The organism is Microbacterium sp. SLBN-111 (assembly GCF_049739645.1).
Lineage (GTDB): Bacteria > Actinomycetota > Actinomycetes > Actinomycetales > Microbacteriaceae > Microbacterium.
The window spans coordinates 532132-558610 of record NZ_JBMGQH010000001.1 but is presented as its reverse complement, the minus strand read 5'-3'; the positions used below and the strand labels follow the sequence as shown (position 1 = coordinate 558610).

Here is a 26479-nt window from a genome sequence, read left to right as displayed (position 1 = left end):
AGGTCCGTTCATGACGGGCTTCCCCGACGCGTGGTACCTGATCCTCTCGAGTCGGCTCATCCCCGACCTCGACGGCGGGTACACGATCTCGACTCTCGCGCGGGCGCGTCAGATGGCGGATGCCGGTGCCCCGGCGTTGCTCCTCACCGTCGACCCGGGCGCGGCGGAGGCGCACGCCGAGCATCGCGCGGAGTTCGTTCGGCGCGGGGCGGCACGGGCATCCGAGGTGTTCCGGAACCTCTTCGACGAGGCGGTCGGACCCGACGGCGGGGCCGCGGAGTGGCTGCGGGCGGCCGCGCGGGCGGGCGAGGCGGACCCGACGCTGGAGTACCGGAGCGTCGCGGCGGGAACCGTGGACCTGCCGAACGTCATCGACCCGCACTGGCACCTCGCGACGGCACCGATCGTCGTGCGGGACGCGGCGGGCGACGCCCTCGGCGTGATCGACGGCTTCGGGGCGCTGTACCGCGCGTGGCTCGCGCACGTCGTCGCGGGGCTCCGCGCCGAGGTCGACCGTCCGGTCGTGCTGATCTGCGAGTCGCGGCAGCTCGGTGAACTCCTCGTCGACTGGGACGACCGCGACGTGCGGATCCTGCACACCGTCCACACCATCCACCTCGAGCCTCCGTTCACGGCCGACGCGCCCATCAACGCGCTGTGGGAGCGGTGGCTCGCGGTGGCGCCGCGCTTCGACGCCGTGCTCTGGCCGACGCCCTGGCAGCACGACGACGTCCGGGCGCGCTTCGGTGACGACCGGGTCGACGTCGTCGCGCCGCACGGCATCCCGATGCCCGACGCGGTCACGTACGCAGCGGACGGACCCGTCGTGGTGCTCGGGCGGCTGGCGCCGGGGAAGCGGCTGGACCACGCGATCCGGGCCTTCGCACGGGTGGTCGAGGAGGTGCCCGATGCCCGGCTGGAGCTGTGGGGAGCGGGCCCCGGACGCGAGGCGCTCGAGACGCTCGTCGCCGAGCTCGGGATCGGCGACGCGGTGTCGCTGCCGGGGCTGACCCTGGATCCGGGCGCGGTGCTCGATGCGGCGTCGGTGTACCTCACGACCTCGGCCTTCGAAGGGCAGGGACTCGCGCTCGCCGAGGCTCTCGCGCACGGCGTTCCCGTCGTGGCCTACGACATCCGGTACGGCCCGCGCGACATGCTCGCCGAGGGGGGTGGCATCCTGGTGCCCGACGGCGACGAGTCCGCGCTCGCCGAAGCCCTGGTGCGGGTGCTGCGTGACGCGGCCTTGCGGCAGCGGCTCGCCGCCGAGGCGCACGCGGCCGCGGTAGCGCTGGCCCCCGCGCGGGCGATGGAGACGCTCGCCGCCGCGGCCGCCGAGGCGCTGGCGCGCCCGACGCGGCGGTAGCGCGGCAGGTAGGGGCCGCGACCCCGTGCTCTTCCCGTTCAGTGTCCAAGACACGCGGACAGTCGCGAGCGCGCTCCGCGTGTCTTGGACACTGAACCGGGGGTCGGGACGAGGCACGTCAGCCGCGGCCGGCCCAGGGGTCGTAGTCGGCGATCAACGGCTCCTGCGGCGGGCGGGTGGCATCCGGAACGTGCTGCAGGTTCACCCGCACGCGGTACCAGAGCGAGCTCGATCCGCGCATGCCGTCGACGAGCACGTCGGCGGGATGCAGAGCCGCCGTCGCCTCGGGATACCGACGCTTCCACTCCTCCAGGGCGTCGAGGGCCTCGGGCTTCGTCTTCGTGCGCGCGACCTCGATGAGGGGCATCGTCGAGGCGCGGCGGCCCGAGCCGTCGGATCCGCGCGGCGGCTTCTCCGCCGGTCCCATCTGCTCGGCGAGCGTGAGCAGGCCCTCGAGCGAACCGGCGGCGGTGTCGATGCCCGCGTGCGGGTCGCCGATCGCGGCGAAGCGTTCCGGCACCGTGAGTACGGTGAACTCCTCGGGACGGCGCTCGCGCACCTCGTCCCAGGTCAGCGGCGTCGAGACCCGTGCGTCCGGCAGTGGACGGATGGAGTACGCGGATGCCACGGTCCGGTCCTTCGCGTTCTGGTTGAAGTCGACGAACACGCTTTCGCCGCGCTCCTCCTTCCACCAGCGCGCGGTCGCGAGGCCGGGCGCACGGTTCTCGACCTCGCGGGCGAGGGTTTCCGCGGCCCGGCGCACGTCGGGGTACTCCCACTCCGGCCGGATCCGCACGAGGATGTGCAGTCCTCGCGACCCCGAGGTCTTGGGCCAGCCGACCAGCCCGTGGTCGGCGAGCACGTCCCGCGCCGTGAACGCGACGTCGACGATCTGCGTCCAGTCCACGCCGGGCATGGGGTCGAGGTCGATGCGCAACTCGTCGGGATGGTCGAGGTCTTCGGCGCGCACCGGATGCGGGTTGAGGTCGAGGCATCCGAGATTCACGATCCACGCGAGTCCCGCCGCATCGCGCAGGACCGTCTCCTCGGCCGACGTGCCCGAGGCGTAGTGCAGGGTGGCGGTGTCGATGAAGTCGGGGTGGTTCTCGGGCACGCGCTTCTGGAAGAACGGCTCCTGGCCCAGACCCTTCGCGAAGCGCTTGAGCACCATGGGGCGCCCGCCCGCGCCGCGCAGCGCGCCGTCGGCGACGGAGAGGTAGTAGCGCACGAGGTCGAGCTTCGTGAGGCCGGGCTCGGGGAACACGACGCGGTCGGGGCTCGTGACGCGGACCTCGTGACCGTCGACGTCGAGGACCGTCGGGGGCGTCTTCGCGGGGCTCATGCCGCGAGGGTAGTCCCGTGGCATCCAAGGGGGGGCTCCCTTGCGCGCGCGCGGGCGTGGCGATCGTCCCGGCGTTGAGTGTCCAAGACACGCGGATGCCATGGCCATGTGTCCGCGTGTCTTGGACACCGAAACGTGGGCTGGGATCTCGCGCCGTGCGGTTCCCACTTCTTGGACACCGAACGGCGGCGCGGGGCGGGACAGGGTGGGGCCGGGGAGCGCTTCAGTGTCCAAGACACGCGGATGCCGCGGCGGTGCGTCCGCGTGTCTTGGACACCGAACCGGCTGGCAGGAGCCTCGGGCTGCCCTACCCACGGAACGACGGAGGGCCGCCCCGAAATGGGACGGCCCTCCGTGTGAGGCGGTGCGTCAGTTGTTGCCGCGCAAGATCGCGAGGAGGCGCAGGATCTCGACGTACAGCCACACGACGGTGACCATGATGCCGAAGGCGCCGACCCAGCCGTAGACGCGCGGGGCGCCGTTGCGGACGCCGCGCTGGATCTGGTCGAAGTCGAGCACCAGCGAGTACGCGGCCATGATGACCACGAAGACGCCGACGATGACACCGAGCGGGATGCCGAAGAGCTTCACGTCGCTGAGCAGGCCGAAGGCTCCACCGGCGAGCGGCACGTTGAAGAGCATCAGGCCGACGTTGATGAGGCTGAACACCAGGTAGCCGACCATCGCGATCAGGAAGATCTTGGTGGCGCGGGCCGAGGCGCGGATCTTGCCGCTGGCGAACAGCGCGAGCGTCACGCCCACGACCGACAGCGTCGCGAGGGTGGCCTGGACGACGATGCCCGGGTAGATGAACTCGAAGAACGCCGAGATGCCACCGATGAACAGACCCTCGAACGCCGCGTAGGCGATGAAGACGGGAACCGAGGGCTTCTTCTTGAACGTCGCGACCATCGCGAGCACGAAGCCGACGAGGCCACCGATGAGCATCGGGGCGACGTTGGGGCTGGGGTTGGCGACGGTGACCGAGCTCATCGTCCAGATCCAGCCGACGACGGCGGTCACGACGAGGACGGCGAAGAGGCCGAGGGTCTTGAAGACGGTGTCTTCGACCGTCATGCGGTCGGTCTGCACCGCGCCCGCGGACGGGGCCGCGTACATGCCCTCGATGTTCGCCGTCTCGGCGGCCGCAGCGGCTGCGGTCATCGACTCGGCGGGCGGGGGGCTGTAACGGGTCTGGGCTCCGCCACGAGGGTCCTGGAACGCCGGGTTGTTGAATGCCGGGTTGTTGAGGGCCACAGGGACTCACACTCCAAATTGCTGGTGATCACAGCACCGTGCTGTAGACCAACACTAGCCGAGCAGGCCGGGAGAATCCTTGTGCCGACTGGGATTCTGCTTTGAGCGGAGCGCTTGCCGGATACCCTGGGCGCGTGCCTGTCGAGCGCCCCCTGATCATCGGTCACCGCGGTGCGCCGGGGTATCTTCCCGAGCATTCCCGCTCCTCACACGAGCGCGCGATCGCCGCGGGCGTGGATGCCATCGAGCCCGATGTCGTGCCCTCGAGGGACGGTGTTCTGGTCGTGCGGCACGAGAACGAGATCGGCTCCACGACCGACGTGTCGATTCGACCGGAGTTCGCCGATCGTCGCCGGGAAGCCCTCGTCGACGGCGAGCTCCTGGACGGATGGTTCACCGAGGACTTCACCTGGTCGGAGCTGCGCACCCTCCGCTGCCGCGAGCGGATCCCGGCGCTGCGACCGGGCAGTGCGGCGCACGACGACGAGCATCCGGTGCTCAGCCTCCGCGACGTGCTCGACCTCGCCCGCGCCGGCGGCGTCGGTGTGGTGCTCGAGATCAAGCACGCGGCGTTCTTCGCCCGTTCCGGGTTCGACATGGCCGCGCTCGTCGAGCGAGAGCTGCGGGATGCCGCCTGGTGGGACGACCCGGGGCTGGTCATCGAGTCGTTCGAACCTCTCGTGCTGCAGAGGCTGCGGGAGCGTGGCATCCCGGTTCCCCTCGTGCAGTTGATCGAGGCCGAGGGGGCTCCGTGGGATCTGCGCGAACGGGACGGTGCGGATGCCGCGTCGTACGCGTCGATGCTCACACCCGCGGGGCTCGACGCGCTGGCGCGGGAGGTCCACGGGATCAGCCCGGACAAGCGGCTGATCCTCGCTCCCGACGCGGGCGGGGCGGCACGGGGTCCGGCGCCGTTCGTCGCGGACGCGCACGGGCGCGGACTGCGGGTGTTCACGTGGACCTGTCGGCCGGAGAACGCGTTCCTGCTCCCGGCGTTCCAGGGCGCGGGCGGGCCGGCCGAGTTCGGCGCGTACGAGCGGGAGTGGGCGGTGATTCGGGATGCCGCCCTCGACGGCGTGTTCGTGGATTACCCCGACCTGGGCGTGGCGTTCTTCGGCGCGTAGGCGCAAGCCCCGGCCCGGTGTCGGAGGCTGCGGCGAGGATGGCGGAATGACGGTGGACGTGACGGTGGTCGGCGGAGGCATCTCGGGCTTCGCGTGTGCGCGGGCGGTGCGGGATGCCGGGGGGACGGCGCGCGTGATCGACCGCGGGCGCCGACCGGGCGGGCGCCTGGCGAGCCGCACGATCGACGGGCGCGCGGTCGACATCGGGGCGTCGTACTTCGTCGTCGGCGACGACGAGCGGTTCGCGCGGGTCGTCGCGGACTGGGAGGCGCGGGGCATCGCGCGGCCCTGGACCGACACGTTCTCCGCGTTCGACGCCGACGGAACCGAGACGCGTAAGAGCGGACCGATGCGGTGGGCGGCGCCGGCCGGGTCGCGCTCGCTCGTCCTCGATCTGGCCGACGGCATCGACCTCGAGTCCGGCCGGGAGGTCGAGCACGTCGGTCCTCACCGGGTCGACGGGAAGGATGCCGGTGAGGTCGTGCTCGCGATGCCGGAGCCGCAGGCGCGGCGTCTGGGGCATGGCATCCCGCTCGCTCCGCAGGACTGGGAGCCGGTCATCGCGGTGGTGCTGCGCTGGGAGGAGCGGCGGTGGCCTGCCGATCTGCACGGCGCGTTCGTGAACGGTGACCCGCACGTGTCGTTCATCGCGGACGACGGGGATCGCCGCGGCGATGGTGCGCCGGTGCTCGTCGTGCACACCGCCGGTGATGCCGCGCGGGGGTTCCTCGACGACGCGGCCGCCGTGATCGCGCCGGTCGCGGCGGCCACGCGGCGACTGCTGGGGATCGACGCCGAACCTGTCTCGACGCACGCGCACCGCTGGACGTTCGCGCGCCCGGTTCACGTGACCGGTGAGCCGTTCTTCCGCTCGCCAGGGCTGTCGCTGTGCGGGGACGCGTGGGGCGAGTCGCCCGCCGTCCGCACCGCGTGGGCGTCGGGCGATGCCCTCGGCCGCGCGCTCGCGGCATCCTGAACGGTCGCCCCCAAACCCCGGGCCGTGTCGGAGGCCGCACATAGGGTGGGGGAATGGACGCAGGGGGCGCGGGCATCGAAGCAGTGCAGGTCAAGAGGGCGTTCGGCGCCGTGACGGCGGTGGCGGACGTGACGTTCACGGCCGAACCGGGCCGGGTCACTGGCCTCGTCGGGCCGAACGGATCGGGCAAGACGACGCTGCTGCTGATGCTGGCGTCGCTGCTGCGACCCGACGCGGGCGAGATCCGGATCGGCGGGGTCGACCCCGTCGCCGATCCGGCGGGTGCACGGCGACTTCTCGGATGGATGCCGGATTCCCTGGGCGCGTGGCCGACGCTGACCGCGCGCGAGGTGCTGGTCGCGACGGCGCAGCTCTACGACCTCTCCCGCGCCGAGGCGCGGGCGCGCGCCGACCTGTTGCTCGAACTCGTCGATCTCGTGCCGCTCGCCGGCTCGGCCGCGCGGGTGCTGTCGCGCGGGCAGAAGCAGCGGTTGGCGCTCGCGCGCGCTCTCGTGCACGAGCCGCGCGTGCTGCTGCTCGACGAACCCGCGTCGGGCCTCGACCCCCAGGCGCGCATCGACCTGCGCGTGCTGCTGCGGCGCCTCGCCGACGAGGGCCGCACGATCCTCATCTCCAGCCACGTCCTTTCGGAACTCGAGGAGGTCGTCGACGACGCCGTCTTCCTGCTCGACGGTCGCACGGTCGGCCGTGACCGCGTGGCCGCCGCGACGACCCGCGTCCGGGTCTGGCGGGTGCGGGTGGCGGTCGATGCCTCCCGGGGAACGGCCATCGACCGCCATGCCGTCGCCGCCGCGCTCGGACGCGCACCGGACGACGTGGGCGTCGATCGACGCGACCTCCTCGTGCCGTTCGCCGACGAAGGAGCCGCCGTCGCGGGCCTCCGGGCCCTCGTGGGAGCCGGCCTCCCGATCGTCGAGTACGCCCCCGCGGTGGGAGACCTCGAACACGCGTTCCTCGACCTGCGAGGGAACGCCGCGACCGAGGGGAGCCCCGAATGAACGCCCGCCGCCTCGGCACGGTGATCGGCATCGACCTGCGTCAGCGCGTGCGGTCGGTGGGCTGGTACGTGCTGCTCGGGATCTTCGCGGTGATCCTTCTCGCGCTCCTCACGCTGTCGTTCTCGTCTTTCTCGCTGAACCAGGGTGGCAACGGCTGGTTCTACTCGCTCGTCATCATGTTCGTGCTGCTGCTCGTGCTGTTGGTGTCGCCGACGCTGAGCGGCAGCGCCGTCAACGGCGATCGGGATGCCGCGACCCTCGCGCCCGTGCAGGTGACACTGGTGACGACGGCCGAGATCGTGCTCGGGAAGTTCCTGGCGGCATGGATCTCGGGGCTCGCGTTCCTCGTGGTCGCGCTGCCCTTCCTCGTGGTCGCGACGTTCGCGGGTGAGCTCAATCCCGCGGTCATCGCCTCGTCGCTCGGCATCCTGGTCCTCGAAGTCGGCGTCGTGGCGGCGATCGGGGTCGGGGTGAGTGCGATCGTGGCGCGTCCCGTCTTCTCGGTCGCGACGACGTACCTGATCGTGGCGGCGCTGACGCTCGGGACGGTGATCGCCTTCGGTCTCGGCGGGTCGGCGTTGCGGTCGGAGCAGACGGTGACGACGCGGGACGTGGACTGGAACGCGGTCCCGGTCGGGTGCGACCCGTATCTCGAGAACGACGCGACCGAGTGCCCGCGGCTCGACGAGATCGGGTGCACGACCTCGTCGTACACGAGCGAGGTGCCGCGGTTCGACCGCGTCTGGGGTGTGCTGGCCGCGAACCCGTTCGTCATCCTCGCCGACGCGACGCCGCCGACGTATGACAAGTACGGGAATCCGTCGGACCTGTTCTCGCAGATCGCTTCGGGCGTGCGGCTCGCGCAGATTCCCCCCGACCCGGCACCGTCCTATGACTCCTGCGCCGGCGTGACGCTTCAGGATCGCTCGATGGAGGACAGGATCGCGGGAACGGTGCCGAGCTGGTTCGTCGGGCTGTTCCTGCAACTGCTGCTGAGCGCCGGTCTGCTCGCGTGGGGCATCGCCCGCACGCGGACGCCGGCGCGGCGGCTGCCGCCCGGGACGCGGATCGCCTGAGCTCGCGGGGCCTCGGAAGAGACGCGGATCGTCTGAGGCTCAGCGCAGCCGGGCGTCGAGCGCCACGGCGACGTGCGGGGCGCGACCGCGCGCGTCGCCGGCCCAACCTGCCGACGAACGCTCGGGCCGCTCAGGCGTGGCCCTCCGCGGCGGGGGCATCGTCGTCGGCCTCGTCGTCGGTGAGGGCGTCGCCGATGTGGTCGTCGAGGTCGACGTTCTCCTCGGCTTCGGCGGCATCCTCGCGGACGTCGTCGGTGACGGCATCCGTGGGCGCGCCGCTGTCGGCACGGGCGTCGTCGGCGTGGCGGGAGGGGAGATCCGGTGTGCTCATGGGGCCACGGTGCCGGAAGGGCACCGTCCCGGCGAGTGGCTTGACAGGACGGATGCCGTCAGTCGGTGGCGTCCGGGATCGTCAGGTCGACCGTCGGCCACGCCGGGAGCGGGTCGTCGAACGCGGCCCACGCGTCGGGGCCGGCGGCGAGCTCGTCGTCGGTCAGCGCCGCGAGGTCGAGCACGTGCCGCAGCCGCGGCGCCGAGAGATCGAGTCCGGTGAAGGCGATCTCCTGCCCGACGCCGAGGCTTCCGTCGTCGGCGCGGAGCGGCTCGATCCACATCGCCGAACCGACGTGCTCCCACCGCGCCAGGATGCCGGGGCGCGAGGCGAGTCGGCAGAACCCGGCGGACCGGACCAGGCGCCCCGCCGCGCCGTGGTCGAGACGGTCGAGGGCGGTCTGCAGGCGGGCGGGGTGGAACGGCCGCACCTGGTCGTAGCGGAGCGTGCTGACCCGGTTGTCGCGCATGTACGGGTCGTGCTCGTCGTTGAGTGCGCGGATCCACCCGGCGCGTTCGAGCACCTCGGTCTCGTGTTCGCGCGGAGCGGCGGCGGAGAGGTCGGCGCGCGCGTCGCGGGTGAGTCGGAGCGTCGCGCCGGGATTGAGATGCGACGCGAGAGCCATCTGCAGGGCCAGGGCGGCCGTCGGCACCAGCTCCCAATTCACCCAGACGATGCGCGTGGCGATCTCGAGCGCCACGGCTGCCTGACGCGCACGGGCGCCGACGTCGCCGCGGGGGTCGCCCGGAGGGGTGGATGCCACGAGCGGAGCGTCGTCGAGGAGGTCACCCATCATGTGCCGGGCGTCGACGACGCAGACCGCCTCGACCTCGACGCCTCCGCGCGCGGCGATCGCGTGGATCAGATCGACGTCGGTGCCGAGGTCGACGACGAGGTGCTCGCCGTCGATCCGGGAGCGCGGGTGGGGGAGCGGGTGCGCGGCGCTTCGGACGACCGCGTGGAGCGGCCGGCCCAGGGCGACGGCCGCGCGCTCGGCGTAGGCGCGGCGTTCGGGTGCGCACACGCCCATCGTCACGATCGTCGTCTTCATGGCATCCGCCCTTCGTTTGTCGGGAATCGGGGGACAGCCTATCTTGTTATTGAGAAAGGTTATCAACAGGAGGATGCCATGAAGGTCCGCAACTCGATCAAGTCGCTGAACAACCAGCCCGGTGCGCAGGTGGTCCGCCGCCGCGGACGCGTGTTCGTAATCAACAAGCTGAACCCGCGGTGGAAGGGCCGCCAGGGCTGAGCGCGAACGAGAACCATTCCCGAATACGTAGACACATTGCAATTCTCTTATGTGTCTGGTCTTCTTGATGAGTGGACAAGATCGCCGGGCTCGCCGCCGCCGCGGAGCTGTTCAAGGTTCTCGGTAACGAGTCGCGCCTTGCGCTCGTCTGGTTGCTGAGCACGGGACCGCTCACCGTCGGCGCCCTCGCCGACAAGGCCGGGCTGTCGCAACCGTTGGTGTCTCAGCACCTCCGGACGCTGCGGCACGCCGGGCTGGTGACCTCGGAGCGTGAGGGCAAGGAGATCCGATACGCCCTCGCCGATCAGCACGTCGCTCACGTCGTGCTCGATGCGATCGCCCACGTCCAGGAACCGAACGAGCAGGGGAACCAGCAATGAGCACCACCGAGACGCACGCGGAACACACCGTCGACGAGCACGCGCACGGCGACGAGTGCGGCCACCAGAAGATCGAGCACGGCGACCACGTGGATTACGTGCACGGGACGCACCACCACGCCCTCCACGGCGATCACTACGACGAGCACGAGTCGAAGGCTGAGCACGGCGTCGATGACCACGCCCACGGCGACGACTGCGGACACGAGGCCGTCACGCACGACGACCACGTGGACTACGTCCACGACGGTCACCGTCACGCGGCGCACGCCGACCACTACGACGAGCACTGAGGCCCGTAGCGTCTCGCAGGCGCAGACGAAAGGCCCGCTCCTCCCTGTCGGGAAGGGCGGGCCTTTCGCGTGAAGGGGCGGTGACCCATCACACCTCGACCGCGCGGACCCGTCCTTGTCCGTCGCGTTCGATCCGCCCCGTCTCGAGGCCGAGCGTCATTGCGGCAGCGAGCCGTGCGGCGATTCCCTCGGTGAGTCGTTTGCCGCCGAAAAGCGCCAGGGCCTGACGGCGCAGTTCGTCTTCGTTCATCCCTCCGCCGAGTTGGGCGACCACCGACATGGCATTGGCGATCTCCTCGAGCGGAACGTGATCGAGGTTTCGGCCTTCGCCGGGCTGGCTTCGACGAACATCGCGCCACTCCTGCGGTTCGATCCCCGTCGGCCAAGCGCACGTCTTGTCTGAGCGCCTGAGGTACTCGGCCGGAAGACACCCGAGGATCGCTTCTGCGCGCGCACCGGACACGCGGCTCAGTCCGAATGCGTCCGCCGCGAGGCGTACTAGACGCATCTTGTGGACCGGACCCTCCTTCTGGACGATCTCCTGCAGCACCGCTCGCACCGCACTGGCCGCAGCAGCGCTGGGAAGCCGATCGAGCGTGTCGATCGTGCCGAATCGGCTCGGTTCCCAGGCGACGAACTGTCGAAGGTGTGGGTGCCGAACCTCCGTTTGGCGGGGCTCGTCCGACACGGCGGCTCGCAGCCGGACTCCGGCATCCGGCTCGACCTGTGGATTCGGCTCCGCTACCGGTACCGCGGGCGCGGCGGTTTCCCGGGGTTCGGCGGCGCGGCGCCGGAGGGCTGCGCCAGCCTCCACGACCGCGGCCGTCAGGCGGGCGAGCGTGTCCTCCCGCTGCTGCAGCCACTCCGGCAGCCAGATGCGCTCGACGGCCGGCCACTTCATCAAGCCTTGGAGAACCTCCACCGGAAGACCGTCTCGGTCGGCGACGGTGCGCCGTGCACGCCAGCTCTCGCCATCCAGGAGTACCGCAACGAGCGGCTGCCCCGGTGCGTTCGCATCGGCGATCGAGATGTCCACCCTGAAATCCGAGAGGCCGACGTCCGTCGCGACGGCGAAGCCGCGGTAGCGCAGCTCATCCGCGATCTCGTCGCGATGGCGGTCCACGACCCGTATCCGCCGGTCGTCGTCGCTCGCGGATTCGACTCCCGACGCCGCCAACTCCAGGTACCCCTTCAGATGTTTGATTCCGATGGATGCCGTTTCCTCCGCGCGGAGCTCCGACGGGTCGAAACTCGTGAAGAGAATGACCTGGCGTCGAGCTCTCGTGATCGCGACGTTCAGTCGACGCTCTCCTCCCGCCCGCGAGAGCGGACCGAAGTTGAGGGGAACCACTCCACGGTCATTCGCACTGAAGGCCACGGAGAACAGGATCGTGTCGCGCTCGTCGCCCTGCACGTTCTCGAGGTTCTTGACGAACAGCCCGTCTCTTTCCTCGAGGGCGTGCGCGAGGCGCTCGTCCGGGGATTCGCGCAGCAGCGTTTCGATCAGAGTGCGTTGCTGGGCGTTGAAGGTGATGATCCCGAGGGAAGGCGTCCCGGCGGAGGATGCCGCGAACCGCCGCTCCACTTCCCGAACGATGGCCTCGGCTTCCGCTCCGTTCGTCCGCAGATCGCGCCCCTTGCCCGATCTGTCGAAGTGGCCCGCGATCCTGACGAGGGAAATGCCGTGGTCGAGATCGCCTGTCGACTCATCATCAGGCCAAGGCGCGGGGAACGACGACAGGCGGCTGTCGTAGTAGGCGTGATTGCTGTAGCTGATGAGTGCTTCGTCCTGACTGCGGTAGTGCCACGAGAGCCACTTCCGGGGAACGCGCGCCTGAACGCACTCAGTGAGGATCGACTCCTCGTCTGCCACCACGTCGGCGGCAGCAGTGCCGTCAGCCTCGATGTCGCTGCTCACCTCGGCGAAACTCGTCGGAGGCATCTGCTTGCTGTCTCCGACCACGACCACTGCGTCCCCGCGGCCCATCGCGCCGACCGCATCGGCGACACGGATCTGGGATGCCTCGTCGAAGACGACGACGTCGAACATGCCCGCCTTCGCCGGGAAGAATCGAGCCACGGATTCCGGGCTCATGAGCACGCACGGTGCGATCTGCGTGATGAGGCTTCCGTAACTCTCGAACAGCGCTCGGACCGACATCCCGCCTCTCTGGCGTGCGAGTTGGCGCTTCAGTTCGCCCATCATTCCGCCGTCGTAGCCCGGGTCGATTCGCCGCTTCGCGACGATCTCGGCAGGGATCCACCGCGGAAGCTCGGAGCGAATGGCCGCCGCGCTCGACGTGAATCGTGCGATCGTGCGGTTGTGTGCCGGGACGTCGAACGCCGCCATGGCCTGCGAGTCCGCCCTCTCCGCGACCGAGGCCTTCGCGATTCCCTTGTCGAAGGCCATGGAGGCGAGGTCCGCAGGGATGGTGCCGTTCAGCAGGGCGTCGTGGGCGTAGGTCATCCCGAACCGCCGGAGGGGCTCGAGCTGGTTTCGGAACGCGATCCACCGGTCGAGGGTCACGGGAGACGAGGTCGTGATGTTCCGGGGTCCGGCGGTGGTGGTCCACGCCGAGAACACATCGCTCTGTCCGGCCCAGATCGAGAACGCATCCGTCCTGTCCCCGGTGGGTTCCGGAACCCCGGCTGCGGAGGCCAGCCCGCGCCACGCGGCCGCGAGCCGGGCGAGTGCCTCGCCGAGTTCGCGATCCGGCTGGCCGGTGCCGTAGTACCGCCGGAGGGCATCCCGCAGATCGGGGTCACCGTCGTTGGCCCCGAGCGCGCGACCGAGCCATGCGCCCCACGCGAGCGTCGACTTCGCCGGCTCGGTGCCTTCGCGAAGATACGGGTTCCACTGTGCCGGCACGACGGGGATGGGGAGGCTGAGCAGTGCTGACCTGAGCGCGGTGATCTCGTCGGCCGTGCGCACGACGTCTCCCGTGAGCGCGGTGACTTCGCGCGGAGGGAAGGTGCGTGCATCCGCGCGGAGCGCCGAGCCGTAACCGGCGAGAGCCGCACGCTGACGCTTGCGTCGACCGAAGAAACCGGAGGCGTCCGCCTGAGAGGCCGCGTTGTGTACGGCACGCACATCGCCGTCGAGTGCCTCCGGTCCGACAGCGCCGAACCACGGTCGCGCCGCGTCGCTCGCGTTCAGTCGTTCCTGCAGTGCCGGGATCTCGCCCGAGAGGGTGCGCGCGTAGATCGCGTCGACGACGTCGAGGGAGTGCCGTGGCGCCGTCGCGAGGGTAGACCACCGATCCAGCTGATCGGGAGCGGAGATGAGGGACATGATGCCGGCATCCGCGGCCCGCGTTCGAACCCCTGCGAGAGCTGCATCGAATTCTTGAGCGGCCGCGTGGAGGCCGGCAGAGTCGCGAGGCGCACCGACGGAGACATCGACGAATCCCCATGGGTGCATCGGCGACGGATGCGCCAGGTCCGCGGTTTCCGGTAGGCGGCGCAGCAGATCGCGGATGAACGCGAACGCGTCCTCCGTTCCCGAAACCACCAGGGAGTGCGGGACCTCGAGAGCCTCGACGTCCGCGGCGGAGGCGAGCAGTTGGGCACGAGCCGTGTACAGCGAAAGTCCCGCCGAGTTCGCCTCGTGCAGCCGCTGGGCGTACCGCCTCAGGGAACCGCGGCTCGTCGCGGCAGCCTCGGTCTCGGCCTTGAGAGCGACCGCGTCGGGACGCGCGACGGCGTCGATGGCGGCCCGGATCTGACCGCGCACTGCCGCCGGGCGGGCACCCTTGTCATGCAGATCGAGGGAGAAGGGCCCGAGGCCGACGGCATCCAGACGACTCTTGACGACGTCGAGCGCCGCACGTTTCTCGGCGACGAAGAGCACGCGCTTGCCATTCGCGAGCGAGTGGGCGAGCAGGTTGGTGATCGTCTGAGACTTGCCGGTCCCGGGAGGGCCTTCGAGGACGAAGGTACGTCCCGCTTCCGCTTCGGCCACGGCCTCCAGTTGCGACGAGTCCGCGGGTACGGGGACGGCGTTGTTGAGGGCGTCCAGGTCGACGTCCGAAGGGGCAGCGACGGGATCCACGAACTCCGCGGTCGGCGTTTCGATGAGATGACGGACGAGCGCGTTGCTGGAGAGCTCCGCCCAGTTCTCGTCGAGGTCCTTCCAGAGTCGGAACTTCGCGAACTGGAGGATCGAGAGGTCGACGCTGTCCTCGACGGTGAACGGCAACCGCGATGCCGCGAGTGCTTGACGGGTCGCCGCGAGCGCAGCCGGCAGATCGATGCCCGCCTCGTCCTTCGCCGGGTTGGCCAGCCCGGGGATCTCCAGACCGAAGCTCAGCCGCAGCTTCTCCAGGAGGCAATAGTTGGGCGTCGATTCCCCGGCCTCGTCGATGGTGAGCCGGAACGACTTTCCGCCGCCCGAGCCGTCGAGTGTGACCGGCACCAGGATGAGCGGCGATCGCAGCTCGCGATCGTTGAAGGTCCAGCGCAGCATCCCGAAGGCCAGGTAGAGGTTGTTGGCGCCGGTCTCTTCGATGACGGTCCGTGCTTTGTAGGCCAGCGCGCGGAGTCGCGCCGTGTAGGTGGCCTCTGACACGCCGACGAAGACCTGCTTGCGCTCACTCAGCATCCCTGCGCGCAGAGACTCCGGCAGGTCTTGCGCGAACCGGATACCGCGACTCCCGTCGATCACGGGAATGCGATCGTTGGGGACGAGAGTGATGGCCGTGCCCTTGTTGATCATGTCCTCGAACGTGGCGAGGGACGGCTGAGGGACGGCGAGCGGGTAGCCCGCCTTGTCTCCGTAGTTGATCAGTCGATTACGCAGGCTCAGGTCGAGCAGTGCGTTCTTCCATTGCTCGACTCGCGGCGGGATGGTCCGGCCCGACCCGCCGGCGATCGCTTCGGCCGACGGTGCATAGTGCAGCGCGGCGGGCGTCTGCGCGACGACGTATTCGGCGATGGTGACTTCACCGGACTCGGTGACCGTCCGGCTCGGGAGCGGGTAGATCCTCGCGAGCCGCGACTGCATGATGTCGGTGACTCCCTGAACGGACGAGAGATCGCCCGCCAGTGTCGTGAGGTGCGGCTGACGTCTTGCCTCGGCGAACGGTTTCGACGACACGCCACCGGTCAGGAACGTCGTCTCGACGAGTTCCATCTGCCCGATGCCGACGTAGTTCGCCACTTCTGCCGCGTCGAGCTGAGCCGGGCCGTCCAGACTCGCTTCATCGCGCCAGTAGCCGAGGAAGATGTGACCGCGCAGCAGCCACAGGGTCGAGTTGATGCCCGCTTCCTCCAGGGCCGCCGCGAGGGTGAGCGTTGTGTCGAGACATGTGCCCAGCCTGCCCTCGAGGACCTCGGCGGGGGTACGGACCTTCTGCCCCTCGAGCCCCCAGCTCGCGGGCGGCTCGGCGTACCGGATGTCGCGGGCACGCATGCTTTCGTAGACGGCTTCGACGATTGCATCGACACGATCGCGGGAGCCCTGCTGATATGCATCGAGAGCGGGATTGCCGGTTTTCTTTTGGAGGTAGTCGGATGCCTCGACGAGAAGCGGCGCGATCGCGCGCGAGTTCGGCTGAACGAACGCGGCGAGCATTTCGAGACTGAGCTGCGGGGGATTCGCACGCCACTGATTCGCCGCCAGTACCGTCACGTCTGCGTCCTGCGATGCGATGACCGAGCCGGAGGGATCGCGCAGGGTCACCCGCACGACTCCCCGCGTCGGCTGCTCTACGGCGAGCATCCGAGCGGGGTCGAGCACGAGGTCCGCATTGCGGAGCGTGGTCGCGGTCGTCCCGTCCAGATCGACGATGACGACCTTGGGATCTCCGAGCGAGCCGAGTGTGCAGATCGCCTCGACCTCGATCGAGGCGCCGCGCATTTCTGGTCCGCGGTAGTCGACGGTGACCTCGTCAACGATCGCGATCGCGTTGAGGGCGTGGGCGTAACTCAGGTCGGGCAGGGTCGATGCGCGGAGGTCGACAGTTACGTCGGGCGTCGTCGTATCGGCGATCAGCGGCGCCGAGTTGAACGTGGGGGTCGACGCCACCGCCTGCGGCGCCGTCCCGGCGGGTGTGGAAGCCCCCGTCATGGCGGCGAGTGTGGAGGCCTTCAGATCGCCCACGCGGTTGGCTTGGGCCTCTGCGCTGAGCGCCCGGAGCAGCATCTCTGCGGAATCCAGAGCTCGATAGGTCTCGGCGACGGAGAACTGCTCGTTGTGCGCCCACTTGTTGCGTACGTTCCGCAGCTCGCTGGCCCAGTTCTGGGCCTGCCTGTCGAGCACCGACGAGAAGGGATAGCCTAGCGATCCGAACGGCTCTGTGAACGCGCGAAGGATGAGGGAAAGATCGCGCGGGTTGTACCGCCCGAAAGCTCGTCCGGCGTGCCGGTCCTTCCGTTCGAGGAGATCGGTCCAGTCGGCGACGTCCGGGGCCAACTCATGGAACCGGGTCGCGACCGCCGGGCCGAGACCGTCGACCAGCGCGTCCAGCGCCCCCTCGATGTGGCGTCGCTCATCGAACTCGGACATCGCACTCCTCGGTCACACTCATCCGGCAATCAGACACGTGTCGCCCGCTGCCCCCGCTGCATCATTCATACCCGAGAGGTCCGACGTCAGCCGAGGCTCGCGTCGGCGTAGCGCGGCACCATCGGCGGCATCCCTTGTTCGCGCGTGGATTCGTGCAACCTGCTCACTCTTCGGGACGATCCTCTGCAGGCGGCTCCGGCCTTGGTGCGGAGTCGTCGGAACGCTGCAGGCGGTGCGCGATCCTCTCGGCGAGACGGCCGGTGGATTGCCGAGCATTCTCGATCGTGTCGCCGCTGAAGCGCCCGAGCGTCTCAAGGCCTCCCTTGCCGGCATCCAGGACATCGTCGCGGACGTCGGCGACAGCCGCAGACCACCGCCGCGCCTCCAGAGCTGTCTGCTCGTTGCTGAGGCCCAGGGTGGCGTGGAGGTCGGTCACGTTCGAGGCGACGGTGTTGCGCGCGCCCACGACGACTTTGGTCGACTTCGGGTTGAGGAGCACTTTCGCATTGGCGCGAATCGCGGCCGCATCCATGCGGGCTACGAGATGAGTGGTGGTCGATCCGATGAGGTCCCGTCTGCGCTGACGGGCTGTCTGCAGTGCAGCCCGGTGACGGTCGAGCTCCTCTGCGGGCGAGTCCAATACCCTGTCGAGCTCCAAGACGCTCATCCCCTCCTGAAGCTGGAAACACCGCGCGAGGACGGCGAGCCACTCGCCGACATCGGTCTGCGCCGCTTTAGAGAGGTCGGCCAGCTCGCCGATCTTTGCTTCGCGTTCGAGCTTGTCTGCCAGACTCTGGAGCTGACGGAGGGCATACGCCTGGGTGCGAGCGACCGTCGCGGCCGAACCCTGGATCTTCGACCACGTGACCTCGGATACTCGCCCGACCTCAGCACGGACAGTCAGCGCCTCATCCAGCATCATCTCGACGCCGATCATGTCGGCGAGGACCGCGTCCTTCTGAGAGCGAAGAACATCGTCGACCTTGGCGTCGATCCTCGCCAGGTAGTCGGTGATCTCCTCCATCTGCTTCTGCATCGCGTATTGCGCCATCAGTCCGCCGACGCCAGCGAGCACAGCTGGGTTGGTGAGCAAGGCCCCCGGCTTCGCGAGATGTGCGCCGGGTTTGGTGACGAACTGCAGATTCTTCGTGAACTGCCCGTTCGCGCGTCGGGTAGTGGCTTGAACGAACTCGCCACCCGAGCGCCGCACGAATGTGGCATTGCGGGCGGCGCGAGCGGATTCTTCCGTGAGCTTCATCCAGCGACCCGCGTTCGCCGAGATTTCCGACGCGGCCTGGAGCGCGCTACCTGTCCTTGCCGACAGCCGGTCAAGATCCAGTGGAAGCGAGGGGACACCAGCGGACAAGGTGAACTCCGCGACGGCGGCGGGATCCCCGAGGACAACGAGTCCCTCACCGTCAGTGATCAGCTCGATGTCGTCACCGGCGTCGACTTCGGCAGGCTCGCCGCTCGTCCGGCCCAAGGTGTCGTCAAGGTTGGATTCGGCGTCCGAGGTCATGGTGTGTCGCTTCCGTGGAGATGGGTGGGTCAGCCGGCGAACTCGAACGTGAGTTCCGCGTCGGGGTCGATGCTGCGCGCGAGTTTGGTGAAGTGGAACTCGGCCTGGTTCCGGAGCGCCTCGGCGTTGTTCTCGAGGTACTTCGTCTTCAGGTCGTCATCGACGATTCCGTTGAGCTGCTCCGACTCCGTCTTCTGCTCGGTGAATGCGCTGAGGACCCCGTCATCGCTGATGACCCGCTCGATCTTCCGGTCGACCTCGCCGATCCAGATGAACGGCGGGACCTTGACGACGAACTGATGGTCGCCCGTGGCGTCGATGGTCACGGCGTCGACGCCGAGCTTGGCCTTCAGGCTGTACTGCACGAGTCGGACCTTCTGTACGAGCGGGAAGTCCCGGAGTACGGCCGGTGGGACTCCCGTGGCATCGGATACGCCTTCGACGCCCAGAGTGAGAAGAACGGTCTGCTCCTCCTTCGTGATGAAGGTCACAACCTGCTCGTTCCGGACGAGGCTCTGTGATCCGAGCGCGGACGCCAGCCACGGCGGGGTAAGCAAGCCCGCAGCGACGCCGACCGCCAGGCCGGCGAGCACGAGTACCACCACGCCGAAAGTGGCGAGGTGAGACCACAACGGAACCGGGCGACGAAGGAATCTCACGACTCGCCCTCGACAGTGAGCTGCAGGAGCGTGGGTGTGTCAGTCATGCGGCGAATCCCCCCAGACTCGTGCGGCGGTGCGATGGTGCGAACCTATCCGCTTTTTCGTTCCTCATGCGTCGGCATCCGCGGTGATTGCCTCGGCGTCGCGCATGCGGGCTGCCGCGGTCAGCCCGGGGGAACCCGGTCGATCAACCGCGCCAGGGTGGGTATTCCGCGCGAGGTGGCCGGGGCGCCCGTGAGTCGCTCCAGCACGGGGGTGGCGTTGGATTCGCGGTGGCGCTCGTTGAGCGCGACGGTCCACCCGACGCCGGTATCGAGGAGGACGCATCGGCGTCGCCCCACCTCCGCCTGAGCCGTTGCATCCAGGGCGATCCGCTTGCCCGCGTGGAGGGTCAACTCGCGGCGGGCGGCATCGGGCGCGGGAGCATGGTCGCTGACGATGGCTCCCACCTCATCGAGCGTCAGGGTGAAGATCTCGCGCCCGACGCCCGCGCGGGCCGCCAAGACGAGGGCGGCGTCCTGAGCGCACTCGGCGTCGCCTTCGAAAACCACGGTGCCGTTGCTTTGGAAGGGCGCGGGGTCGTGGCATCCCGCCTCCTCGAAAGCCTCGACGAGCTCGGCCGTGGTGACGTGCCCGCGCTGACCGTGATTCAGATTCCGGACGAAGGCGACGTGGCGCATGCGGGGAGAGTACCGCGGCGGTCCGAGACCAGCCTCACCGCCCCCGCAGCACCGCCTCCGCCTCGTCCCACAGCCTCGACGCCGCGTCCGTGTCGAGGGCGTGGGCGGCGACGCCGCTCGTGCGCCCGACCGTCTCGACGACGACCTCGGCCTCCTGGTTGTCTTCGAAGTAGCGTCCGGTCACTCCGTCGAGCAGCGGGGATGCCGCGACCAGCACCGACGTCGAGGCGCCCTGTTCGACGGTCTTGAAGTGGTCCTGGTCGATGCGGTTGCCGTCGGCATCCATCGCTCCCATCGAGCGGAGCGTGTCGTCGTCGAGGTGGCGCTGGAGGTTGGTCGTGATCCAGCCGGGCATGAGGGCGTTCGCGGTGATGCCGTCGCCCGCCCAGCGCTCGGCGATGCCCACGGCGAGCAGCACGTCGGCCGTCTTGGACTGCGCATACGCGGCCCAGCGGTCGTAGGGGCGCTGCTCGAACTGCGGGTCGTCGAAGACGAATGGTGAGCGGAGGTGGGCGGTCGAGCTCACGATCGCGACTCGGGCGGTTCCGGCCGCAGCGAGCGCGTCGTGCAGTCCCAGAAGCAGGGCGAAGTGGCCGAGGTAGTTGACGGCGAGCTGGCGCTCCCAGCCTTCGGTTGTGCGCTCGAGATCGGCGAGGGCCATGATCCCGGCGTTGGCGACGAGGCCGTCCAGCGGACCGCGCCAGTCGTCGGCGAAGTGTCGCACCGATGCGAGGTCGGCGAGGTCGAGGGCGGCGACCTCGACGTGTCCCGGACCCGTGGACGGCTGGAGGTCGCGCACGACGTCGGCGACCCGCGCGGGATCGCGGACGCCGATCGTCACCTCGGCACCTGCGCCGGCGAGCGCACGCGCCGTCTCGGCGCCGATCCCCGATGCGCCGCCGGTGACGATGAAGCGCTGGCCGTCGAGCTCGACGCCCTCGAGGATCTCGCGGGCGGTCGTGCGGGGGCCAAAGGGAGTGGTGAGCAGGGTACGGGGGGTCATTTCTTCTCCGGTTCCGGGGTGGTCATCAGTTCGCGCCTCGGCGGCGGGATGCCAGGGCGGCGGTGATGCCGAACGCGAGCATCAGCAGCACGAGCGCGGCGAGGGTGCCGAGGGCGAATCGGGGGTGTGTGCCCGGGGCGACTCCGCCGAGCAGTACGGATTCGGCGACGCCGACGATTACGGCCGCCGCGACGGCGATGAGCGCGGCGGTGACGACACCGATGGTCGCCTCCCAGGTCACCACCAGGCGGCGGGTTTCGGGCGCCGCCCCGACGATGCGGAGCGTTTCGTCGTCACGCGCGCGCGGTGCGCTGGCCATGAAGACCGTCGCCGCGGCCCCCACGGCGGCCAGGAGCGTCGGCCCGCCGAGCAGCAGCGCGAGAGGACGGGCGTCGAGGGCCACGGCATCCGTCATCGCGGTTGCCGCCGTCTGCTGACCCACGAGGAAGGTCCAGGGGAGCCCGATCGCCACGAGGAATGCGGTCGTCGACGCGCTGCTCCGACGCGAGGTCTCGGTCGACACGGCCCGCGCGACATGCCAGCTGGCGGAGCGGGATGCCGGCACGATCGCGGTCCACGCGCGGATCAGGGGTGGCGAGAACACCGGCACCGACACGGCCGCCGCCGCGATCAGCACCGGTCCGATGAGCACGGACTGAGCGGCGCCCGTGGGTAGCGAGCCGGGAAGACCCGCGATCATCGACGCGGCGATCGCCAGGAGAGCGGCCGAGCCGAGGACACGGGTTGTCACGCGGCTCCGCGCGGTCTGCTCGCCGCGCAGGAGGGTGAGGACGGGCGTCCGGCCCGCGGCCCGCGCGAGGGGGATCGCGCTCAGAATCGTGAGGAGAAGAGTCAGGGCGGCGACCGCCGCAGCGGGGCCCGCGTGCAGTTCGATCCGGACCGTGTCGAGCCCGGGGGAGGCGGAGAGCAGCGCCGTCAGGACCGGCGGCGCGACGGCAACAGCGACCGCGGAGCCCGCCGCGACCGAGACCGCCGACACGACGGCGAGTTCGATGATCAGCACCGCGCTCACCTGCCGCGGAATGAGTCCGACGACCAGCCAGAGCGCGAAAGTGGGACGGCGGAGTTCGACCAGGATGCGGACGACCGACGTCAGTACCGCCACGAGGCTGACGGCGGTCAGCGCGATGACCACGCCGGCGATGGCGAGGAGCCCCAGCATCACCGTGGTCTCCGAGGCGAGTGCGGTGTCGATGAGAGCCGCGGGGATCCCCGCGATCGCCCCCGCGGTGACGAGCACCGCGATCACCCCGACCCACACCACGGCGTTCGTGCGCAGATCGGTGACGATGAGACGGAGCATCAGGCCGCCGCCGTGACGAGGTCGAACAGGTCGCCGGCAGTCGGACGGACGAGTTCGTGATGAATGACGCCGTCGCGCAGTACGACGGCCCGATCGGCGAGCGCTGCCGCGTCGAGATCGTGCGTGACGACCACGACCGCGCTGCCAGTGACGCTCGCAGCACGGAGCAGGTCGAGGACGGTCTTGCCCGACTTCCCGTCGAGGGCGCCGGTGGGTTCGTCGGCGAAGACGACGTCCGGGCCGGCGAAGAGCGCCCGCGCGACCGCGACGCGCTGCTGCTGCCCGCCCGACAGCGCGTCCGGGAGCGCCGTTTCCTTCCCCTCGAGGCCGACGGCGGCCAGGGCGCGGCGCGCATCTTCGGCGGTGACCTTCTGGCCGCGCAAGCGGGCGGGGAGCAGCACGTTCTCACCCGCGGTCAGCGCGGGGATGAGGTTGTACGACTGGAAGACGAATCCCACCCGGTCGCGGCGGAGTCGGGCGAGCCGCGACGGCGACAGGCGTCGTAGGTCGTGTCCCGCCAGGGTGACGGTGCCCTCGCTGACGGGTTCGAGGCCGGCGAGGCACGCGAGCAGCGTCGACTTCCCCGAACCGCTCGGACCCACGATGCTCACCATCTCGCCCCGGGCGACCGTGAGGTCGATGCCGTGCAGGACCTCGGTCTCCGGCATCCGCGAATTCGAGAATCCCTTGCGAACGCCGACCCCCGAGACAACAGGGACGGATGCCGTGGCGTCGGAGCCCATCACGCGTGCGAGGGTCGGCGATCGACCCAGTCGAAGACGAGACGCCGGTCGGCGATCAGCCACCCCTCGGGGGTGCGGACGAACGCGTCGAGGTATCGGATCGACATCGTGAGCAGTTCGCGGCCGGCGCCCTCGTCGAGCACGTGCATCGCGAGGCAGTACGTCTCGCCGGTGGCGGTGTCTCCGTCGACGTCGATCAGCGATTGGCCGTTCAGATACGTCGTGACCTCGTAGCGCGCGATGAGCTCGTCGAACGTGCGCTCGAGCGCCGCGCGCCCGGTCACCACATCGATCGGCTCGGTCGTGTCGGGATCGCCGTCGTAGAGGCGGACCCGTCCGTCGACCGTGAACACCGCGGCCTGCTCCGCCGGGTGTTTCCGATCGGCGTGATGGGCGTATCGGGCGACCAGGTCCCGCAGGGCGAGCTGATCGGCCAGGTCGTCGACGTTCATGGCGTCCTCCCGGTGGAGCGCGGTCGGTCGTCGTTCGACCTTGACCGCGGCATCCCCTCACCCTATTTTAGGTGAAAGTTCACGTAAAAGGGTGGGAGTGACATGTTGCACGGCGATCTGAAGGCACTGATGGAAGCCAACCTGCGGGAGGTGTTCGGTGAGCGCGATCGCGAGGCGCGCCGCGAAGCCATCCGCCGCACGTACACGGAGGACGTCGTCTTCGCGGATCCGGATGCCGAGGTGCAGGGCCACGACGCGCTCGACGCCAAGGCTCAGGAGATCCTCGACGGCGCGGGTCCCGACTTCGTCTTCGTGCCCGACGGGCCGTTCTACCAGGTGCAGGACCTCGGCTACCTCGCGTGGGCCTTCGGTCCGGAGGGGGCGCCGGTGCTGCACGGCGCCGACATGGGTATCCTGCGTGACGGCCTCCTCGCGAAGGTGTACACCGTGCTCTTCACGTGAGCGACGGCGGGGGCGCGATTAGCCTGGGGAGCGGCCCGCTCGGATGCCGGGACGGGAGCGCCGACGGACGGAGAGCCCATGAGTCGATACGACGTCCCCGCGGAATCTCCGTACGCATTCCTCGACGACGACGCGGACGTTCGGGCCTGGTTCGCGTTCATGAAGGTGCAGCTGCGTCTGCGCTATGAGATGAACCGGCAACTGCGCGATGACAGCGGGATCTCGCTGGTCGACTACGACGTGCTCGTGGCACTGACGAGCGAGCCGACCGGCACGATGACGGTGTCCGACCTGGCGATCCGGATCGGCGCTGAGCGCAGCCGGGTGTCGCACCAGGCGCGCCGTCTCGCCGAGGAGGGCCTCGTCGAGCTGGCATCCAATGAGAACGACCGGCGCGCCACCGACGTGACCCTGACTCCGGCCGGGCGTGAGCTCCTCCGGCGCGCGTCGCCGGGGCACATCGCGTTCGTCCGCAAGGTGTTCTTCGACGCGCTCGACGGCGAGAGCAGCGTCGCCCTGTCCGAGGCGTTCGAGAGGGTGTACGAGCTGCTCATCGCGCACGGGACTCTGCCGCGGCCGGCGGATCATCCGTAGGACGGGTCGGGTGCTCAGGTGCCTGTGGGGGGCTCGGCATCCGGTTGAACCGCTGCGCGCCATTGCTCGAGATAGGGCGGCAGGTGAACGGTCAGCGTCGTCCAGAAGACGTCGTCGTTCATGGCTCGATATCCGCCGTGGGCCGCAATGTTTCTGATCGTACGGATGGCGTCGACGACCTCGGCGGGAACGTCGCCGAGCAGCGCGTTGAACTCACGCAACTCGAACAGTGCCGCGGCCCGGATGACGACCATGGAGCCGGAGGCGTACGCGGGGGAGTTCCGCGTGAACGCGGCGCGGCCGCCCGCGACGGCGTGGCCGAGAAACGCCTCGATGCCTTCGAGGCTGTCGGCGAGCTTGGCTCGCGCGATCGTCGTCGACGAGTCGTCGCGCTCCGTTCGTGGAACGCGCTCGAACCGGCGCGGCGTTCCGGGTGCGGCTCCGTCGCTCACAGGGCGACCATCGGGGTGTCGACGAGGAACGACGGCCGGTTCGCATCATCCACGATGACATCAACGGGGAAACCGGTGAGGGCCTCGACCTCGTTCTGGAACATCGCGAGGTCGAAGTAGCTCCTCCTGGAGCTCAGCCGAGCCAGCAGGTCGATGTCGGACGTGAAGTGGTCGCTGCCCGTCGCGATCGAACCGAAGACGCGGAGATCGTGCAGCCCGTGCCGAGTCGCCCGTTCGACGATGGCATCCGCGTGCTCCTCGAGGGCGAGGCTCGGGCGGTAATCCGCCTCGCTGAGGAGTCGCTCGAGGACCTCGGCACTGATGACCCTACGCCCGGATTCGATCGCAGCGACGTGGGGCTGGCTCATACCCGCCGCGCGCGCGAGTTCTGCTTGCGACATGCGGCGGTCGGTGCGCGCGGCCTTCACCAGCTGGGCGGCTCGGGCGGGGTCGAAGCGATCGGGCATGCGATATACCTCCGTGGTATAGGCTACTCGCGCTGCTCTTCGGTGTCGATTTCCCCTCGGGCACCGGCGCTCAGGCCGCGGAACTCGAGCGGCCTACCTCTCGCACTTGCTCGTCCGCTCCGAGAGCATCTCGTCGTCATGGATCGAGGGGAACCGCGTCACTCCGAAGCGCCTCGCGATCGCGGAGTCCCTCCACCATGGTTCGCGCGTCGCGTTGGATGTCATCGCCAACGTCCGCGCCACCGAGGATGCCGTCGCCGCGCTCGCCGGTCGGGAGCGCCCCATCTCAGTCGACGACATCGAGAACCTGCAGCACCTCATCGAACCCGCGCTTCCGCGAGGGCTGCGCACGGAACAGAACTGGGTCGGAGGGTCGGGCTGGAGTCCGATCCGCGCCGAGTTCGTCCCTCCCCCCGAGACGGAGGTGGGTCGGCTCGTCGCTGACCTCGCGGCTTTCGTGACTCGGACCGACGGCAACCCGGTTATCCGGGCGGCGATCGCGCACGCGCAATTCGAGACGATTCATCCGTTCATCGACGGCAACGGCCGCACGGGGCGAGCGCTGATCCACACCGTGCTCCGCCGGTCGGATGCGCTGCGTTCGATCCTCATTCCGATCAGTACGGTCTTCGCCGGTGACACGGACGCCTACATCACGGGGCTGACCGCCTACCGCGCCGGGCGACTCGACGAATGGGTCCTCTCGTTTGCGCAGGCCAGTGAACTCGCCGCGGAAAACGCTGTGCGCCTCGCGGAGGATGTGGCTGAACTCGACGAACGGACGTTCCAGAAATTGCTCGACCACCGCCGGGAACGAGGAACCACCCCCGGTGATACCCCGGAGCGACGCGGTGGTGCGAAAGGTTCTGGATCGGCTCGCGGCGGAGCCGGTCGTCACTCTTCGCAGCGTCGCCGAGAGGTACGGGGTCTCGACGACGGCGGCGCACCGAGCGCTCTCCGAGCTTCAGGATGCCGGCATCCTGGCACGTACGAAGGATCAGCGCGGCCGCACCGTGTGCTGGAGCGCCGACCGGCACCTTGGCCTCGTTGCGCTGACGGAGCGCAGTAATCGGGTTGGCGCGGGGGACACCGCAGGGCGGAGGCCGCGCAACGCGCCGGCGGCGCCCGATATCGAACAGGTCGGGAGGTTGCGCGGGGGCGAGCGGTAGGACCCCGGTGGCGAAGTGGCGCCACGGCGAGGCG

25 protein-coding genes and 1 pseudogene are annotated in these 26479 nt (G+C 69.6%); 12 read left to right on the top strand and 14 right to left on the bottom strand.

The features are described from left to right. Nucleotides 1-10: 10 nt before the first annotated feature. Complete coding sequence (locus tag RKD05_RS02590) at nt 11-1363, top strand: glycosyltransferase (RefSeq protein WP_424707854.1); 1353 nt, start codon at nt 11-13, stop codon at nt 1361-1363. A 118-nt stretch (nt 1364-1481) separates the two neighbouring features. Here the strand turns inward: RKD05_RS02590 and ligD are convergent, their stop codons facing one another. Beyond that, entirely contained in the window at nt 1482-2705 is a 1224-nt protein-coding gene (gene ligD / locus RKD05_RS02585; protein WP_424707853.1) for a non-homologous end-joining DNA ligase, read from the bottom strand. Nucleotides 2706-3074: 369 nt separating this feature from the next. Beyond that, a complete protein-coding gene (locus RKD05_RS02580) occupies nt 3075-3962 on the bottom strand; it encodes a Bax inhibitor-1/YccA family protein (protein ID WP_424707852.1) in 888 nt (295 codons plus the stop codon). 134 nt (nt 3963-4096) lie between these two features. On the opposite strand from RKD05_RS02580, the gene RKD05_RS02575 reads away from it, so the two are divergent. The 4 genes from RKD05_RS02575 to RKD05_RS02560 are packed head-to-tail and all read left to right on the top strand — an operon-like array spanning nt 4097 to nt 8157. After that, the gene (locus RKD05_RS02575) at nt 4097-5086 is read left to right on the top strand and encodes a glycerophosphodiester phosphodiesterase family protein (RefSeq protein ID WP_424707851.1); all 990 of its coding nucleotides are present in this window, start codon (nt 4097-4099) and stop codon (nt 5084-5086) included. Between the two features lie 46 nt (nt 5087-5132). Further along, nucleotides 5133-6062 (top strand): NAD(P)/FAD-dependent oxidoreductase, encoded by a 930-nt coding sequence (locus tag RKD05_RS02570; RefSeq protein ID WP_424707850.1) that lies wholly within the window; start codon nt 5133-5135, stop codon nt 6060-6062. A gap of 53 nt (nt 6063-6115) precedes the next feature. Then, complete coding sequence (locus tag RKD05_RS02565) at nt 6116-7081, top strand: ABC transporter ATP-binding protein (RefSeq protein WP_424707849.1); 966 nt, start codon at nt 6116-6118, stop codon at nt 7079-7081. Then, nucleotides 7078-8157 (top strand): ABC transporter permease, encoded by a 1080-nt coding sequence (locus tag RKD05_RS02560; RefSeq protein WP_424707848.1) that lies wholly within the window; start codon nt 7078-7080, stop codon nt 8155-8157. The genes RKD05_RS02565 and RKD05_RS02560 overlap by 4 nt, the downstream gene beginning before the upstream one ends. Before the next feature lie 130 nt (nt 8158-8287). Here the strand turns inward: RKD05_RS02560 and RKD05_RS02555 are convergent, their stop codons facing one another. Both RKD05_RS02555 and RKD05_RS02550 read right to left on the bottom strand, forming a co-directional pair. Further along, entirely contained in the window at nt 8288-8488 is a 201-nt protein-coding gene (locus RKD05_RS02555) for a hypothetical protein (protein WP_424707847.1), read from the bottom strand. Between the two features lie 58 nt (nt 8489-8546). Next, the gene (locus tag RKD05_RS02550) at nt 8547-9539 is read right to left on the bottom strand and encodes a GTP-binding protein (RefSeq protein WP_424707845.1); all 993 of its coding nucleotides are present in this window, start codon (nt 9537-9539) and stop codon (nt 8547-8549) included. Between the two features lie 78 nt (nt 9540-9617). Between RKD05_RS02550 and ykgO the strand changes: the two genes are divergently transcribed. The 3 genes from ykgO (at nt 9618) to RKD05_RS02535 (ending at nt 10413) form a co-directional block, all read left to right on the top strand. Further along, nucleotides 9618-9740, top strand: a complete 123-nt coding sequence (gene ykgO / locus RKD05_RS02545; RefSeq protein ID WP_424707844.1) for a type B 50S ribosomal protein L36 — start codon at nt 9618-9620, stop codon at nt 9738-9740. A 71-nt stretch (nt 9741-9811) separates the two neighbouring features. Beyond that, on the top strand, nt 9812-10120 hold the full coding sequence (locus RKD05_RS02540) for an ArsR/SmtB family transcription factor (protein WP_424707843.1): 309 nt from the start codon (nt 9812-9814) through the stop codon (nt 10118-10120). Then, complete coding sequence (locus RKD05_RS02535; RefSeq protein ID WP_424707841.1) at nt 10117-10413, top strand: hypothetical protein; 297 nt, start codon at nt 10117-10119, stop codon at nt 10411-10413. Before RKD05_RS02540 ends, RKD05_RS02535 begins: the two co-directional genes overlap by 4 nt. Before the next feature lie 88 nt (nt 10414-10501). Here the strand turns inward: RKD05_RS02535 and RKD05_RS02530 are convergent, their stop codons facing one another. The 8 genes from RKD05_RS02530 to RKD05_RS02495 all read right to left on the bottom strand — a co-directional run bounded on the left by RKD05_RS02530 (nt 10502) and on the right by RKD05_RS02495 (nt 23301). Further along, on the bottom strand, nt 10502-16918 hold the full coding sequence (locus RKD05_RS02530; protein WP_424707840.1) for a DUF3320 domain-containing protein: 6417 nt from the start codon (nt 16916-16918) through the stop codon (nt 10502-10504). 163 nt (nt 16919-17081) lie between these two features. Then, on the bottom strand, nt 17082-18437 hold the full coding sequence (locus tag RKD05_RS02525) for a hypothetical protein (protein ID WP_424707839.1): 1356 nt from the start codon (nt 18435-18437) through the stop codon (nt 17082-17084). A gap of 29 nt (nt 18438-18466) precedes the next feature. Then, a complete protein-coding gene (locus RKD05_RS02520) occupies nt 18467-19042 on the bottom strand; it encodes a hypothetical protein (RefSeq protein WP_424707838.1) in 576 nt (191 codons plus the stop codon). A gap of 221 nt (nt 19043-19263) precedes the next feature. Beyond that, complete coding sequence (locus RKD05_RS02515; RefSeq protein ID WP_424707837.1) at nt 19264-19779, bottom strand: DUF1697 domain-containing protein; 516 nt, start codon at nt 19777-19779, stop codon at nt 19264-19266. Between the two features lie 34 nt (nt 19780-19813). Then, entirely contained in the window at nt 19814-20782 is a 969-nt protein-coding gene (locus RKD05_RS02510) for an SDR family NAD(P)-dependent oxidoreductase (protein ID WP_424707836.1), read from the bottom strand. 25 nt (nt 20783-20807) lie between these two features. Further along, nucleotides 20808-22106 (bottom strand): FtsX-like permease family protein, encoded by a 1299-nt coding sequence (locus RKD05_RS02505; protein ID WP_424707835.1) that lies wholly within the window; start codon nt 22104-22106, stop codon nt 20808-20810. Continuing rightward, nucleotides 22106-22774, bottom strand: coding sequence for an ABC transporter ATP-binding protein (locus tag RKD05_RS02500; RefSeq protein ID WP_424707834.1), 669 nt, complete (start codon nt 22772-22774; stop codon nt 22106-22108). Before RKD05_RS02500 ends, RKD05_RS02505 begins: the two co-directional genes overlap by 1 nt. 74 nt (nt 22775-22848) lie before the next feature. Continuing rightward, complete coding sequence (locus RKD05_RS02495; protein WP_424707833.1) at nt 22849-23301, bottom strand: nuclear transport factor 2 family protein; 453 nt, start codon at nt 23299-23301, stop codon at nt 22849-22851. 102 nt (nt 23302-23403) lie between these two features. On the opposite strand from RKD05_RS02495, the gene RKD05_RS02490 reads away from it, so the two are divergent. Next, a complete protein-coding gene (locus RKD05_RS02490) occupies nt 23404-23763 on the top strand; it encodes a nuclear transport factor 2 family protein (protein ID WP_424707832.1) in 360 nt (119 codons plus the stop codon). Between the two features lie 78 nt (nt 23764-23841). Further along, nucleotides 23842-24357, top strand: a complete 516-nt coding sequence (locus RKD05_RS02485; protein ID WP_424707831.1) for a MarR family winged helix-turn-helix transcriptional regulator — start codon at nt 23842-23844, stop codon at nt 24355-24357. Nucleotides 24358-24371: 14 nt separating this feature from the next. On the opposite strand, the gene RKD05_RS02480 is transcribed toward RKD05_RS02485, so the two are convergent. Together RKD05_RS02480 and RKD05_RS02475 are read right to left on the bottom strand one after the other, a co-directional pair. After that, a complete protein-coding gene (locus tag RKD05_RS02480) occupies nt 24372-24809 on the bottom strand; it encodes a hypothetical protein (protein WP_424707830.1) in 438 nt (145 codons plus the stop codon). Further along, nucleotides 24806-25276, bottom strand: a complete 471-nt coding sequence (locus RKD05_RS02475) for a helix-turn-helix domain-containing protein (protein ID WP_424707829.1) — start codon at nt 25274-25276, stop codon at nt 24806-24808. Before RKD05_RS02475 ends, RKD05_RS02480 begins: the two co-directional genes overlap by 4 nt. A 106-nt stretch (nt 25277-25382) precedes the next feature. On the opposite strand from RKD05_RS02475, the pseudogene RKD05_RS02470 reads away from it, so the two are divergent. Both RKD05_RS02470 and RKD05_RS02465 read left to right on the top strand, forming a co-directional pair. Continuing rightward, nucleotides 25383-25796: pseudogene (locus RKD05_RS02470) on the top strand (Fic family protein); the annotation flags it as partial. Nucleotides 25797-26034: 238 nt separating this feature from the next. Then, on the top strand, nt 26035-26445 hold the full coding sequence (locus RKD05_RS02465; protein WP_424707828.1) for a winged helix-turn-helix transcriptional regulator: 411 nt from the start codon (nt 26035-26037) through the stop codon (nt 26443-26445). Nucleotides 26446-26479: the final 34 nt, after the last annotated feature.